The sequence below is a fragment of the Collinsella sp. wc0583 genome (assembly GCF_046116915.1).
Lineage (GTDB): Bacteria > Actinomycetota > Coriobacteriia > Coriobacteriales > Coriobacteriaceae > Collinsella.
In genome coordinates this window covers 22,310-35,238 of sequence record NZ_JBJXBN010000007.1, presented here as the reverse complement: position 1 = coordinate 35,238, position 12,929 = coordinate 22,310, and the positions used below count along the sequence as shown (strand labels likewise).

11 protein-coding genes are annotated in these 12,929 nt (G+C 60.4%); 3 read left to right on the top strand and 8 right to left on the bottom strand.

The annotated features are described in order from the left end of the window. Nucleotides 1-53 precede the first annotated feature (53 nt). From ACKUUJ_RS07225 to ACKUUJ_RS07210, 4 genes are all read right to left on the bottom strand, one after another. Complete coding sequence (locus ACKUUJ_RS07225; protein ID WP_409065159.1) at nucleotides 54-941, bottom strand: spermidine synthase; 888 nt, start codon at nucleotides 939-941, stop codon at nucleotides 54-56. Then, nucleotides 942-2,849: an elongator complex protein 3 gene (locus tag ACKUUJ_RS07220; RefSeq protein WP_409065158.1), complete on the bottom strand. Its 1,908-nt coding sequence runs from the start codon at nucleotides 2,847-2,849 to the stop codon at nucleotides 942-944. It abuts the gene before it with no gap. Nucleotides 2,850-2,945: 96 nt separating this feature from the next. Next, complete coding sequence (locus ACKUUJ_RS07215) at nucleotides 2,946-3,845, bottom strand: DUF4097 family beta strand repeat-containing protein (protein WP_409065157.1); 900 nt, start codon at nucleotides 3,843-3,845, stop codon at nucleotides 2,946-2,948. Continuing rightward, nucleotides 3,845-4,567 carry a helix-turn-helix domain-containing protein gene (locus tag ACKUUJ_RS07210; protein WP_409065156.1) on the bottom strand — a complete coding sequence of 241 codons (723 nt, stop codon included), beginning with the start codon at nucleotides 4,565-4,567 and terminating at the stop codon, nucleotides 3,845-3,847. Before ACKUUJ_RS07210 ends, ACKUUJ_RS07215 begins: the two co-directional genes overlap by 1 nt. A 267-nt stretch (nucleotides 4,568-4,834) precedes the next feature. On the opposite strand from ACKUUJ_RS07210, the gene ACKUUJ_RS07205 reads away from it, so the two are divergent. The 3 genes from ACKUUJ_RS07205 (at nucleotide 4,835) to ACKUUJ_RS07195 (ending at nucleotide 9,657) form a co-directional block, all read left to right on the top strand. After that, entirely contained in the window at nucleotides 4,835-5,707 is an 873-nt protein-coding gene (locus tag ACKUUJ_RS07205) for a hypothetical protein (RefSeq protein WP_409065155.1), read from the top strand. 119 nt (nucleotides 5,708-5,826) lie between these two features. After that, nucleotides 5,827-6,666 carry a tRNA (guanine(46)-N(7))-methyltransferase TrmB gene (locus ACKUUJ_RS07200; protein WP_409065154.1) on the top strand — a complete coding sequence of 280 codons (840 nt, stop codon included), beginning with the start codon at nucleotides 5,827-5,829 and terminating at the stop codon, nucleotides 6,664-6,666. Nucleotides 6,667-6,975: 309 nt separating this feature from the next. After that, nucleotides 6,976-9,657, top strand: coding sequence for a DEAD/DEAH box helicase (locus ACKUUJ_RS07195; RefSeq protein WP_409065153.1), 2,682 nt, complete (start codon nucleotides 6,976-6,978; stop codon nucleotides 9,655-9,657). A 78-nt stretch (nucleotides 9,658-9,735) separates the two neighbouring features. Here ACKUUJ_RS07195 and ACKUUJ_RS07190 read toward each other — a convergent pair whose 3' ends face one another. From ACKUUJ_RS07190 to ACKUUJ_RS07175, 4 genes are all read right to left on the bottom strand, one after another. Then, entirely contained in the window at nucleotides 9,736-11,493 is a 1,758-nt protein-coding gene (locus ACKUUJ_RS07190; protein WP_409065152.1) for a DUF2130 domain-containing protein, read from the bottom strand. Between the two features lie 138 nt (nucleotides 11,494-11,631). Beyond that, nucleotides 11,632-12,177 carry a metallophosphoesterase gene (locus ACKUUJ_RS07185; protein WP_409065151.1) on the bottom strand — a complete coding sequence of 182 codons (546 nt, stop codon included), beginning with the start codon at nucleotides 12,175-12,177 and terminating at the stop codon, nucleotides 11,632-11,634. A 66-nt stretch (nucleotides 12,178-12,243) separates the two neighbouring features. Next, entirely contained in the window at nucleotides 12,244-12,423 is a 180-nt protein-coding gene (locus tag ACKUUJ_RS07180) for a hypothetical protein (RefSeq protein WP_117716490.1), read from the bottom strand. A gap of 18 nt (nucleotides 12,424-12,441) precedes the next feature. Beyond that, nucleotides 12,442-12,768: an HIRAN domain-containing protein gene (locus ACKUUJ_RS07175; protein WP_409065150.1), complete on the bottom strand. Its 327-nt coding sequence runs from the start codon at nucleotides 12,766-12,768 to the stop codon at nucleotides 12,442-12,444. Nucleotides 12,769-12,929: the final 161 nt, after the last annotated feature.

Here is a 12,929-nt window from a genome sequence, read left to right as displayed (position 1 = left end):
GAAAATAGATGAAGCGTATGATTGACAAAACCATAGAGCCCGTCACAAATTGACTACTCCCAATGCTGGTCGTGGAGGGCGGCACCGAGAAAGTCGGCATCGAAAGGCACAGCTTCAGCAAAGGCGTAGTCGCCGTCGCTGGCGATGAGCAGGTAGTTCTCCTCGCCGCCGAACTCCGCATCACCGCATGGGACCACCCAGGCGTGGGCGAATACCTCGAGTGCCGTGGCAGCGCAGTCGCGCAGGAACGTCACGTCGCTCCCCTCGTTTGCGCTCACGATATTGGCAACGTAGATACCCCCGGGGTTCAGGCTGCCCCGCACCAAACGCAACGCCTCAACCGTCGCCAGCTCGCGTACGGGCTCGGCACCGCCAAAGCAATCGCTCACGACCACGTCGTAGCGACGATGACCCACGCTTGTCACGCCCAGATACGAGCGAGCCTCGGCGGTAATCACCCGCAAGCGGTCGCCCACCGTGCGCTCCAGCTCGTCCAGGTAGAACCAACGGCGCGCCAGGCGCGTAATCTCGGCATCGTACTCAATGACGTCCATGCGCAAGCCCTCGTGCGACATCAGCGCAAACTTGGGATAGGCAAACCCGCCGCCGCCCAGCATGAGCATACGGTCGATACCATGCCCGTAAGCATCACGCATTGCTTCCTCAGCCTCAAACACGTCGTCAAATGCACGATAGTACACAAAGACGGGCTCCGCCCAGCGTTCGCCAACGTAACTCGCGCTTTGGTAGACGCCGCCCTGCACGAGCACGCGAATCTCATCGCCGCCCTCATCGTGCACGCGTTTCACGCGCGCCAACCCATTGCGGGTTCGCGCAACCTGCAGACAGGCAGCACGAACGGCGACAGCGGCCGCACCAAGCGCCGCGGCTCCCAGAGCAACGCCGGCAACGACGCCGGCAGAAACACTCGGCTTGTTCATCTAGAGCTCCTTTTGCAGATAAAGGCCATGGTCATAAAATCCAAGATGGCGATAGTACTCGCGTGTGCCAATCGCGCTAATCACGTTGATACGCGCATAACCCGCATCCCGGGCAATCTCGCACGCACGCTCTACGAGCAAACGCCCCAACCCGTGATGCTGCGCCGCCTGGCCCTGGTCGCCCACGCGTGCCGCCATGCCATACACGTGTACCTCGCGAATCATCGCCTCGTCCGGTGTCGTCGGCAACTCGTCCGCATGCGCGGCAACAAACGAATGGTCGGGCAGCGACAGGCGCAAAAAGCCGGCGATCTTGCCTTCGGGCGTCACCCACTGCAAAAAGCGTTCACGCGTCACCGGCGTCTCGTACGCCACCTCCTCGTCAAGGGTCAGCTCATCCAAGTCGGCACCCGCCGTGCTGATCTCGCGATAGCGAATCTCGCGCACCGTCGCACCATCCCCCCGAGCAGCCAGGCGGTTCTCAACGAGCTGACGCAGGTTGGGTTTCTTGTTGCCCACCATGATGTCATCGGAGCTAAAGTCGCGGATCATGCGGCTGATGCGGCAGAACGCCGGCGTCACCACGATATCGTCGGCCAGCACATCGAGCAGCTCTTCCTCGGTATAGGGACGCCACTCGCCGCGCTCATAGCAGCCCACCAGACGCGAACCCTCAATGAGCGCACACGGGTAGACCTTGACCTCGTCGGGCATAAAGGCCCCCTCGGTCATAAAGCGCTCGTAGTCGCGCTTGTCCCCCTCGGGTGTGGCGCCCAGTAAGTTGAGCATAAAATGCGCATGGATCTTAAAGCCAAACAGGCGCGCAAGCGAAAACGCCTGCTCGATCTGAGCCACCGAAATGCGGCGCTCGTTGATATCGAGCAGGTGCTGGTCGAGGCTCTGGATGCCCATCTGAATCTTGGTGCAACCCAGGCGGCGGATGAGCTTGAGGGCCTGCGGCGTTACAGCATCGGGGCGCGTCTCGACAACGAGCCCCACCACGCGATGCTTCGCCGTCTCGTTGACGCGCTGCTGACGCTCAAGCTCCTCCATCGTGGCCGTCTGCCACTCGGCAACCTCGCCCCACGGCGTACCAGGGCCGTACAGACGACGCACCGCGCGGTTATAGCCACCCACGGCAGCATCCACACGCCCCTGCTCGTCGGTAACACCGCTCGCAAGCTCGGCCTCGTCGGTCGCAATACCGACGGCCCGATAGCGTTCGCGACGCTCCGCCACCACCGGCGGCAGGGCATCGGCGGGAGCGTCATCGAGCAGGCGCCCTGCCTCGGCACGGCTGATGCCCGGACGCGCCAACATGGGGTTGGCCGCCACGCCGGCCACGGCATCGTCATTGAGCGCGCGGAAGAGCTCCGACATAAACCACATCTGATACCCTTGCGGATAGTCGCTCCAGGTACCGCCAAGCACAATGAGCTCGATCTTATCGGTCGCATGACCCATCTGCGAAAGCGCGGTCAAACGGGCGCTCACCTGCAGATATGGATCGAAGCAGTTTTGCTCTGCACGGGCACACGCCGGCTCGGCATGTAAATAGCTTTTGGGCATGCGCAGGTCGTTGGGGCAAAACAGGCAATCGCCCGAGCACGGCCACGGCTTGGTGATGACGGTAATGGTTGCCACGCCCGAAGCCGTGCGACGAGGCTTCATACGCAGCACCTGCAGCAGTTGACGTTCCAGCTCGGCACCGACATTCCACCCAGCCCAACGAGCCGGCTCCTCACGTTTAACCCGCTGGTAGAACGGCAGCAGACGGCGCTTGGCCAAATCGCGTTTGTCGGCACCCTCACGGCGCGCCTCGGCATGTATCAGTTTGACGAGCGCTTTGTCATCCACGGTCTCGCCGCGACGCAGAGCCTCGAGTATGTTCAAGATAATCTGTTCCATGCCCCCATTGTAAAGGCAAAGGCGCCGGAGCCGATCTCGGCTTCGGCGCCTTCATCAAACAGCGCGTCTATATCTTCGCCTAGGCTTTCGTCTGCCTCAATACTCCGAATCAAACGACATGTCGCCCGAACCGACCTCAAAACGATACGTGGCAGACTTGTCACCGTTATCGAATTCAAGATTCAAAATGGTCTCGCCGTCGTAGCCAAGCGGAAGGAAATCGCTCTCGAAGTCGCCGCTGCCCAAGGTGAGGCTCGCCTTAAAGCCCGTCGAGTTCGGAACCGTCATCTCCACATCGCCCGAGCCCACACTCACGTCCATCGACTTCGTGGGGGCCGGGTAAAGCTCGAACGTCACATCGCCCGAACCGACCTCGGCATTCAGGGTATCGGTCACGGTGCCCGTAAACTCAACGTCTCCCGAGTCCAGAGTCAGGTTGAGGTCATGACACGCAATGCCCGCGACCGTCAGATCACCCGATCCTACATTCGCTGTAATGCCCACCATGTTATCGGCAACTTTGCGCGGCAGTTCGACGGTAACCGTGCGGTCAATGGCGCGCTCGTCATCGCAATCGAACTGGCGAATCTTGAGCGTAGAGCCCTTGATTTCGGCCAGGTTCTGGGTTGCCGCATCGAAGGCAACGGCCCCCGTTGCCACGCGACCGCTTTCAATTACGCGCACTGGCCCGCCGGAGACGTGTTTGACCTCGACCGTGCCCGACGTCACGTCCAAGTCAAGCGATGTGAACGCGTCGGCATCAAAGGTTTCGCTCGAAAGCTGCTGAGGCTGAGCGGAATAGTTACCGTCATCCAAAAGATCGCCCTCGTCCACCACATCGTCCATACCAGACAGGCCGGATACAACATCGTCGAGATCCCACGGGCCATCAAAATGAATCAATGTCCGCGAAACGCCAAAGACAAGTCCGATGATAAGCACAAACGCTCCGATGCCAATGCCCAAGCGCCTCTTAGACTCATGCGAGAGCTTCATCATTCATCACCTTCTTTGGCACTCGACTCAGCGGTGGTCGCGGCAGCCAGGTCAGCGTCAACCGCTGTGGAAACGTCCTCCCCTTTAGTCCTAGCGACCGCCGGCGCCGAACCAACCTGGATATCCCCGCGCGCCCAATCGCCATCGAGCGCACGTGCCACCCAGTGATAGATGGGGATCGTAAAGAAGATCAGTGCGGGAAAGGGGCTGACACCAACCAGGAACATCAGTAAAAAGAACAGCAGCCAGCACACGGCCCAATACGGGAACGACTGGAACGGACCCTTCACCGGAGTCGGGCCGGCCGCAACGGCACCCGTCACCTGAGCCGTCGCCGCATTGGCGGCCTGCGCACTCCAGCTTGCCGCCTGCGCCGCCTTGGCTGCCGCGTCACTTGCCTGCGTTGCCGCCTCAGTCGCACGCGCCGCTGCCTCATGGGTGCGGGCGCGCTCTGCCGCCTCGGCCTCGCGCTGACGAGCGCGGTCCTCGTTCTCAAACTCGATATCGTCCTCGATCTCATCGCTCGGATTGAGGAGCTCGTCCAAACTCACGCCATAGAGTTTGGCGAGCGAGATCAGGTTTTCGGTATCGGGCGAGCTCTCCGCGCGCTCCCATTTACTGACCGCCTGGCGCGACAGTCCCAGCTTTCGCGCCAGCCCTTCTTGGCTAAAGCCCTTGCTGCGACGAAGGTCGGCGAGCCGCTGCGCAGTTTCTACATTCATGGTTCCTCCTATGTGATGCCAGCCGTGCCGCCGGACCGTTTTTGTTCTTAAGGCGCCTTGCACAGTTAAAAATGTATCCGCCACCGCCAAAAGCATGCCACCTATTCTAGTGAGATTTTTGACAACCGGCGGTTGCGGATGCATATGAGCTGCGGAAATGTGTCCAAACAAAGCAATGACCCGTAGCTTGGTTGTCCCCGTTGCGGCGTTAACGGTAGTATGGTCGTACTGTTTGTTTCGCACCGCCAACGGAGGGAGTTCCGCGCCGTGAACCGCGATTTCGCCTCATCGCTCATCCAGCTCAATAACACGTTCTATCGCGAGCACTCCGCCTCCTTTTCCGATACGCGCCAAGCCCCGTGGCCCGGCTGGGTGCGTACCATGGACATCGCGCTCGAACAGCTCGACGTCGCCACGATCGAGCATCCCGTCCGCGTCTTCGATCTTGCCTGCGGCAATATGCGATTCGAGAACTTTGCCGCCGGCGGCGCACTTGCCGCCAAGGGCGTCGACGGCGCAAACCCCTCGGCGGATGCCAGCTGCCCGTTTGAGTTCTATGGTGTCGACTCGTGCCAAGACCTGGCCATCGATGCACGTGGTCACGCCCTGCGCATTCCCAACCTGCACTTCCAGGAACTCGATGTGCTCGACGCTCTCATGAAGCTCAACCCCGCCGAGACGCCCGACGTGCTTTTCGACGCCCCACTCGCCGACATCTCGGTCTGCTTTGGCTTTATGCACCACGTACCGTCATGCGAGTACCGCGTACGCGTGCTCGACGCCATGGTGCGGCAGACGCGCCCAGGCGGCATCATCGCCATCAGCTTTTGGGAGTTCATGAACGACGAGCGCATGGCGCGCAAGGCCGTTCGAGCCGAGGCCCGCGCCGAGCTCACCCCGCCGTTTGAGGGTTACGATTCAGCGCAGTTTGAAGCCGGCGACCACCTCATCGGCTGGCAAAACGACCGCCACGCCTACCGCTATTGCCATCACTTTGACGATCAGCAGATCACCGACCTGGTGCGTGGCGTCCGTACGTTCTACAAGAGTGGCGAGGTTCCCGTACGCGAGCTCGAGCGCTTCCATGCCGACGGTCGCAGCGGCGAGCTCAACCGCTATGTGATTCTCAAGCGTCTGTAGGCATCGACGACTCGCCGTCGAGCCGCATCGCATCTTTCGGGCAAACTATGCCCACCCTTTTTTCAACCCATTGACGGAACGTGCAGCTATGCGTTCCATACTTATGACCAAGGAGCCTCATGGGAGCCGTCCACGTTCGCACGCCTAAGAACTTTGTGCTCGAGGAGCGCCTGGAGCGCTACGCCGATGCGATTGAGACGAACCCCGAGGCCTATGCCGGAGATTGGCGCAAGGCCTGTGCGCCAGCTGGCAGCAAGCCCTTCGAACACCTTCACCTTGATCTTGGCTGTGGCAAGGGAACGTACCTTGTAGAGCGCGCGGCCCACGAGCCAAACACCCTTTTTATCGGCATGGACCAGGAGCCCATCTGCATCGCCTATGCCGCGCAGAAAATCTGCGAGCAGGAACTGGCCAACGCACTCGTCCTGCCCCGAGGCGCCGCATCGCTGCCGCAGCTGTTTGCCGCAGGCGAGCTCGACGCCATCACCATCAACTTTCCCACGCCGCAGCCCAAGGCCAAGTACGCCAAAAAACGACTCGTCCATGTCGACCATCTAATGCTCTATCGCCCGCTCTTTGCAGCCGGCGCCACCGTAACGCTGCGCACCGACAGCAAACCATTGCGCGATTACGCCCTGGGACAGTTTGCCGCGGCAGGCTACGACACGCTTTGGATAAGTGACGACGTCCGCCGCGACCATCCCGAGCACCCCGAGACCGAATATGAATGCCGCACGCGCGAGATGGGTGCCGTCGTCTATGGCATTTGCGCCACACCCGGCGAGAAGCCTACCGACGAACAGCTCACGGTAGGCCGCGTGCAAGAGCAGAGCCTTGCGTGCTACCTGCCCGATAACCTCGATGAGCTCACCTATGTGCCTTTAGGCATGGAAGAGGCCGTCGAGAACTTTAGAAACCGTGCCCGCAAAGGCAAGAAGCGCCTGCCGCAAGAGTCCTAGGGGCTTCTTATGGTCGTGGCGTCGGCAAACAAGCGCGAATAGGCGCCAACGAACGACCCTCAAGCCTAAGTGAGTAGACTTTTTTGCAATAGCCAAGCACAACCCGCATAACGAAAACTAAAACCGCAGGTAAATCCCTTACGCAAAAGTCATGTGCTCGCGATATTGCAAAAAGTCTAGTCACTTAGCCGGCAACTGCACCAAACGGCTGGGCAGAACGCCCATTTCCTGCATTTTCTCGCGCGCTGGCACCCCGCGCCGCCGCTACGCCATAATAGTTGGCGGATAATCGCGAGAGAAAGCAACCACATGGCACAAACCACGACAGATACCGCCGCCAGCACCGTCTCCGGCGCCGGCGCCGCCAGCTCATTCTCGGGCGGCACGGGAACCGAAGCCGAGTTCGGCTCGCTCGGCGCGCTCTCCCCCACCTGGTGGGAGCCCGAGGACGGCAGTGAGCCCGAACCATGGCTCACGCCCGATCAGGCCTTCGAACGCTTCTTTGAATGGACAGGCGATCGCGGCATTGAGCTGTGGGATCACCAAGAAGAAGCCCTCATGGACCTGGCTGCCGGCGATCACGTCATTTTGGGCACACCGACCGGATCGGGTAAATCGCTCGTCGCGCTGGGCATGCTCTTTATGGGCATGGCGCAGGGCAAGCGCTGCTACTACACGGCTCCTATCAAGGCTCTGGTCAGCGAGAAGTTTTTCGACCTTGTGCAGGTGCTCGGCCGCGACAACGTCGGCATGATCACCGGCGACACGCATATCAACACCAAGGCACCCGTCATCTGCTGCACGGCCGAAATCCTTGCCAACGATGCGCTGCGCGAGGGCGAGGACGCCGATGTGGGCTGCGTGGCCATGGATGAGTTCCACTACTTTGCCGACCCCGACCGCGGTTGGGCCTGTCAGGTACCGCTGCTCACCCTGCCCCACACGCAGTTTATGCTCATGAGCGCCACGCTCGGCGATGTCACTGCCATCGCCGCCTCGCTCGAGGAACACACCGGCGCTGCTTGCGACTTGGTTGTCGACGCCCCGCGTCCTGTTCCGCTGAGCTACGACTATGTGACAACCTCCCTCGAGGGCACGGTCGAGCTCGCCATGCGCCGTGGCGAGGCCCCACTCTATATCGTGCACTTTAGCCAGGATGCCGCCCTTGCGACGGCACAGTCGCTCGCCAATTTTGGCATCGCTAGCAAGGAGCAGCGCGAGGCCATTAAGGAAGCGGCAAAGGGGACGAGCTTCTCCACGGCCTTTGGCAAGATTCTCAAGCGCCTGCTTGGATGCGGCGTCGGCGTGCACCATGCTGGCATGTTGCCGCGCTATCGCCTGCTGGTCGAGCGCTTGGCGCAACAGGGCCTGCTGCCCGTCATCTGCGGTACCGACACACTCGGCGTCGGCATTAACGTACCCATCCACACTGTGGTGCTCACCGCGCTCACCAAGTTCGATGGCTACAAGATGCGTCGTCTGCGCGCCCGCGAGTTCCATCAGATTGCTGGTCGCGCCGGCCGCTCGGGCTTCGATACCGAGGGCATGGTCATCGCCGAGGCCCCGGAGCACGAGATCGAGAATGCCAAGCTTATGGCCAAAGCGGGCGACGACCCCAAAAAACTCCGTAAGATTAAAAAGAAAAAGGCCCCCGAGGGCTTTGTCACCTGGAACAAGCAGACCTTCGAGCGCCTAATCGAGACGCAACCCGAGACGCTCAAGCCGCGCCTGCGCATCACACACTCCATGGTGATTAGCGTGGTCGAGCAGGGCGGCGATGCCCGCGCCCGCGTACACGACCTCATCGAGACGAGCCTGCAGACTCCCGAGGAAAAGGCTAAGCTCGAGGTTCGCGCCGACGAGATCTTCGCCACGCTCATCGATTCCGGCGTCGTCGTTCGCACCGAGGTGCCGCCCGCACCCGACGCCCCGACTGACGCCGCACCAGACATCGACTATGCGCTGACGGTCGATCTGCCCGAGGACTTCGCGCTCGATCAGCCGCTCTCGCCGTTCTTGCTTGCCGCATTGGAGCTGCTCGATCCCGAGAGCGAGACCTATACCATGGACCTGATCTCGATGGTCGAGGCAACGCTCGAGGATCCCAAGCAGGTGCTGCGCGCACAGGAGCGCGCCGCACGCGATCGCGCTATGGCCGAGATGAAGGCCGACGGCATCGAGTATGAGGAGCGCTTGGAGCGCATTCAGGACGTTACGTACGAAAAGCCGCTCGAGGATTTGCTCGACGCCGCTTTTGACAAGTACCGCCAGGAAGTACCCTGGGCAAACGACTACCAGCTCTCTCCCAAGAGCGTTCTGCGCGATATGCTGGAAAGCGCGAGCGATTTTAAGGGCTACATTCAAAAGCTCGGCATCGCCCGCTCCGAGGGTATTTTGCTGCGCTACCTGGCAGAGGCCTACCGTTCGCTCGACCGCACCGTGCCCATCGAGAAACGCGACGAGCGCCTGCGCGACATTATCTCGTGGCTGGGCTTTGTGGTGCGCTCGGTGGACTCGAGCCTGGTGGACGAGTGGGAGAACGCCGGCAACCCGGCGGCCCTCGATGCCGCGCCGCCACAGGGCATTGACGAGGTCGTGGCGGACCGCCGCGGCTGCACGCTGTTGGTGCGCAATGCGCTCTTCCGCCGCGTGACCCTTGCCGCCCGCGAGCACGTTCGTAACCTGGGCGAGCTCGACGACGGCTGGGGCATGAGCGAAATTCGCTGGCAAAAGGCGCTCGATGCCTACCACGAGCAGCACGAGGAAATCCTCACCGACGGAGATGCCCGCAGCGCCGCGATGTTTTCCATCGACGAGTCCGACGAGAAGACCGCGCACGTATGGCACGTGCACCAGATCTTTGCCGACGAGGATGGCGACCACGACTTTGGCATCATGGGCGATGTCGATCTGGACGCCACGCAAGACGGCGGCGAGGTCATCTTCAAAAACTACCGCGTTGGCTTTATCGAGGACCTGCTCGAGGACTAGCCGAACATACTGGAGCGAAACAAGCGGGGCCGTTGGCAATATCGCCAGCGGCCCCGCTTTTGCACTATCTGCTATGCCTTACTCGGCATCCTCGACCTCATACGAATCCGCCTCGGCTGGCTCATCGTTTGTCTCTGGCGCAGCCCCGCGTGCCTCGTCAAAGGCGGCCTTCATGGTCTTGTTGCCCCATGTGAGCTTGCGAATGGTAAGATCGTCGGCCTTCTTGTTGGCAAGGCGCAGATTGTTCTCGGAGGACAGCAACGCCTCCTTGGTTTTCTGCAGATGGCTAATCGTCTTGTCGATCTCATCGATTGCCGTTTGGAACTTGCGGCTCGCGATCTCGTAGTTGCGGCCGAAGTCGTTCTTGAACTTTTCCATCTTGGCTTCGAAGTTCGTGACGTCGATATTCTGCTGTTTGTACTCCGCCAGCTCCTGTTTATAGCGCAGCGAACCCATGGCGGCGTTGCGAAGAAGTGTAATCATGGGAATGAAAAACTGTGGGCGAATCACGTACATCTTCTCGTAGCGATAGCTCACGTCCACGATTCCCGCGTTATAGAGCTCGCTCTCAGGCTCGAGTAGCGTGCAGAGCACCGCGTACTCACAGCCTTTCTGGCGACGATCGTGATCGAGCTTCTTAAAGAAGTCCTCGTTTTTGTGCTTGGTCGCGGTCTCGTCGTTCTCATTTTTCATCTCGAACATAATCGAAATGACCTCGTTGCCGCTCGCATCGCACTCGCGGAAGATAAAGTCGCCCTTGGTACCCTCGGACGCATCGTTGTCTTTCTCGAAGTACGCGTTGGGAAACGCCGTCATGCGTAGGCGGTTAAACTCGGTCTCGCAGTGCTGCTCGAGCGACTCGCCCACCATCTTGGTGGACAGGCGCACCTTCATGTCCTTAAGGCGCTCAATCTCTTCATCCTTATAGCGAATCAGGTCATCACTCGCGCGCTTGGCCTGCGCAAGCTCGAGCTCGTGTGCCGCCTTGGCCTGTTCCTCGCGAGAATCGCGCACCGCCAGCTCGCTCGTCAGCTTGGCACGTGCCTCATCGCGCTCTCGCTCCGCCGCGGCGACCGCCTCCGACAGGTTCATTTTTGCCATCAGTTCCTGCTCGCGCAACTGGGCACGCAGACCCTCGGCCTCTTGCTCAGATTGTGCCTTTGCGGCGGAAAACTTCTCCTGTACCGTCGCGCGGTAGTCAGCAAGCGCGCGCTCAGCTTCACCGCGAGCAGCATCGAGCTCGCGCTGCGACTCTGCCGCGGCAGCGGCAAGCGCCATCTCCTGGGCCTTGTCCGCCGCGGCAAGCCTGGCCTGCAGCTCGGCAATCTGAGCATCACGTGCAGCCAAATCGTTTTGAGCAGCATTGCGCGCCACCGACTCGACGAGCTTGGCTTCGTCATCTTTGCGCTCCAGCTGCGCACGCAAATTGTCGATTTCTCGCTGAAGCTCGGCGTTTTCCTTTTGAGCGTCGGCACGGGCCTCAACCGCCGCGCGCTGACTTGCGCTCTCGCGCTCTGTGGCAGCGCCCTCGAGCTTGGCGCGCAGCTCGGCAAGCTCAGCGTCGCGCTTGGCAACCTCTTGTGCCAGCTTCTGCTCCGCAGTGTTCTTCTGCTCGGCAAGCTGAGCGTTGCGCTGAGACTCTGCCTTTTGCAAGGCAGCCGTCGAACGCGAGCGCTCAAGCTCCAGCGCCTGCTCGCCCTCGCGCTGGACTGCCCTCACACGCTCATCCAGATCGCGCGAAAACTCGGCATCGCGTACTTGCTTGACGATATCCGCATAGCCAGACGCATCGACCTTAAAGACTTCGCCACAATGCGGACACTTGATCTCATTCATAGCAGCTCCTCGATGGACGCAAATTTCAACCGCTTACACTCTACCGCGCCGCACGGACAAAAAAGGCGCCGCCACCATAATGGCAACGGCGCCAGAACCACCGCAGAGTTACCAGCTCCCTTTGTGGTGGTTCGAGAATTACAGTCCAAAGAAACCAAGGATTTGATCTCGGCTTACGGGCTTGTACTCGTTGGCGTCGAGGCCGACATCGTAGCGAAAGACAGGGCGCTCGCGATCGCGGTTGCGCACGTTGGTGCGGTCTCCTCTGCTGTGGATATGCCCGTGTAGCATGATGGCGCCACGCGCCTTACCATTCCAGCTGAGCATGGGGTAATGGCTCATCACCAGACGATGGCCCTTGGCATAGCCGGGAGTAATCTCCAGGTAATCGCGCACGTCTTCCCAGATTTGGGGCGCAGCTGGATCTTCCCAGTCACCGTCATGGTTGCCACGGATGAGCGTTACGTTCTGACATTCGATGCGCTCGCGCAGGCGCACAGCATCCGCCAGGGGCAAACGATAGGTAAAGTCTCCCAAGATATAGAGACGGTCGTCCGCCGCCACGCACTCATTCACGGCATCGATGACCTTGCGGTTCATCTCCTCGACCGAATCAAACGGTCGATCCATGTCGTGCAGGATATTCGTGTCGCCCAGGTGCAGGTCGGCGGTAAACCACATCATCGTCTCTGTCCTCATTTCGCAACGTGTTCAACTCGTGCTAAGTATACAGACGCAGCGATGCGGCGGTTATCCAAAGAGCCCGCCGAACAGTCCGCGGCGGCGCTTGTCTTGCTTTTTCGAAGCATCACCCTGAGTTTTCTTGTCCTGCCGCTTCTTACGGTCCTGCTCCAGCTCATCATCGTCGAGCAGCATATCCCACTCAAACGGGTCATCCGTCAGATCGAACAGGCCATCGTCATCAAACATGGCAGCCTCCCTTACCGACTAGCGAGCATCCACCACGTAGAGGCCAACGCGCACCTGGTGCCACGGGCTACGCTCGGGGGCAACCTGCTGCACGCGCGCCTCAAATACACCCTCGTGTCCGTAATACATCATCACGGATAGCGGACCGACCTCGTTTCCCGGAACATAGCCGAGCTTGGTGTTGCCGTAATAGATCGCAACCGCCTCGGGGTCATGGGGATTATCGCGCTCGGCACACAGCGTCAGCTTATCGCCGACCTTAAGATCGCCCAGGACCAAGGCACCGTCGGCATACTGAAATCCTGCGATATGAAACGACAAAAGAACACGTGAAGGCTCGTACATGGCAGCTCCTCTAACGGCCGGATAAACCGGCGCTTAACCTTATTGAGAAGTCTACGAACTCGTGCGGACAAAATTTCACCCGCCCGTGCCTTTCGCTCATTTGTCGCAACGCTCACATGACAGAACGCTTGCAAATAAGATAGGAATACGCGGATGGCACC

Excerpts from the sequence above, each read along its gene's own strand:
- ACKUUJ_RS07225 (WP_409065159.1), bottom strand. The coding sequence starts at position 941 with ATGAACAAGCCGAGTGTTTCTGCCGGCGTCGTTGCCGGCGTTGCTCTG.
- ACKUUJ_RS07220 (WP_409065158.1), bottom strand. The coding sequence starts at position 2,849 with ATGGAACAGATTATCTTGAACATACTCGAGGCTCTGCGTCGCGGCGAG.
- ACKUUJ_RS07215 (WP_409065157.1), bottom strand. The coding sequence starts at position 3,845 with ATGAAGCTCTCGCATGAGTCTAAGAGGCGCTTGGGCATTGGCATCGGA.
- ACKUUJ_RS07210 (WP_409065156.1), bottom strand. The coding sequence starts at position 4,567 with ATGAATGTAGAAACTGCGCAGCGGCTCGCCGACCTTCGTCGCAGCAAG.
- ACKUUJ_RS07200 (WP_409065154.1), top strand. The coding sequence starts at position 5,827 with ATGGGAGCCGTCCACGTTCGCACGCCTAAGAACTTTGTGCTCGAGGAG.
- ACKUUJ_RS07195 (WP_409065153.1), top strand. The coding sequence starts at position 6,976 with ATGGCACAAACCACGACAGATACCGCCGCCAGCACCGTCTCCGGCGCC.
- ACKUUJ_RS07190 (WP_409065152.1), bottom strand. The coding sequence starts at position 11,493 with ATGAATGAGATCAAGTGTCCGCATTGTGGCGAAGTCTTTAAGGTCGAT.
- ACKUUJ_RS07185 (WP_409065151.1), bottom strand. The coding sequence starts at position 12,177 with ATGATGTGGTTTACCGCCGACCTGCACCTGGGCGACACGAATATCCTG.
- ACKUUJ_RS07180 (WP_117716490.1), bottom strand. The coding sequence starts at position 12,423 with ATGTTTGATGACGATGGCCTGTTCGATCTGACGGATGACCCGTTTGAG.
- ACKUUJ_RS07175 (WP_409065150.1), bottom strand. The coding sequence starts at position 12,768 with ATGTACGAGCCTTCACGTGTTCTTTTGTCGTTTCATATCGCAGGATTT.